We start from the raw sequence: 779 nt of genomic DNA, 5'->3' as shown, positions 1-779 counted from the left end.
TCCATTGCTGCTTGATCTTGTACTGATTCTGGTGCTTCTGTTGGTGATTGACCTTGATATTCAGCTGGTGCTACTGAATCCCATGTGCTTTGTAGGAATTGATATTTACCTGCTGCACCTGAAGATGGGTTTACAGCTTTAAGGTCGCCGCCTGATTCACGTTCTGCAATTTGTTTCAAGTGATCATTTACTTCTACTGATGAACCACTTGATGCTTCACTTGAGCTATCTGATGATTGTGTTGATGCTGCTTCTTGTTGTGGTTGTTGTGTTGATTCAGTTTGTGGTGCTTGTTGTTGTGCTGGTTGTTCTGATGATGCTTGTTGTGGTTGTTCGCTTTGTTGTGGTTGTTGTTGTGCTTGTGCTCCAGCATTATCTGATGATTGTGCTGATGCATCACTTGATGCATTTGAATTTGAGCCTTCCCCATAGCTCCATGACCAGTTTGTGCCATCTGATTCAAAATTATAGTTTATTCCATTTTGGCTGAAATTATAATTATATGAACCATCATGTAATGCTTCTGCATTTAATTGTGATGGATTATTTTGTGCTTCTTGTGCTAATTGTGCTTGATCAATGCCTTGTTCTGATGCATCTGCTGAATTTCCTGCTGCGATTCCTGTTACACCTAATCCTACTGCTAACGTTGACGCTAATACTGTTTTTTTCATTATTAATAAATCCTCCTAAGAGATATACTTTTAAGTGTTTAATTTGTATTTGCGTTGTTTGCAAAATTACTTTTCTGAAATTTGCTAGTTCCCACTGTAACAGCG

The 779-nt window shown here is 38.6% G+C and carries 1 protein-coding gene; it reads right to left on the bottom strand.

The window, feature by feature from the left end:
- Positions 1-674, bottom strand: a 674-nt coding sequence (locus KA900_RS14265) for a transglycosylase family protein (RefSeq protein ID WP_210139774.1), incomplete at its 3' end; no start/stop codon positions are given.
- Positions 675-779: the final 105 nt, after the last annotated feature.

Origin of the sequence: Staphylococcus sp. GDY8P120P, from assembly GCF_017892065.1 — a bacterium.
Classification (GTDB): domain Bacteria; phylum Bacillota; class Bacilli; order Staphylococcales; family Staphylococcaceae; genus Staphylococcus; species Staphylococcus nepalensis.
The sequence above is the reverse complement of the archived record's forward strand: the minus strand, read 5'-3'. Positions and strand labels throughout refer to the sequence as shown.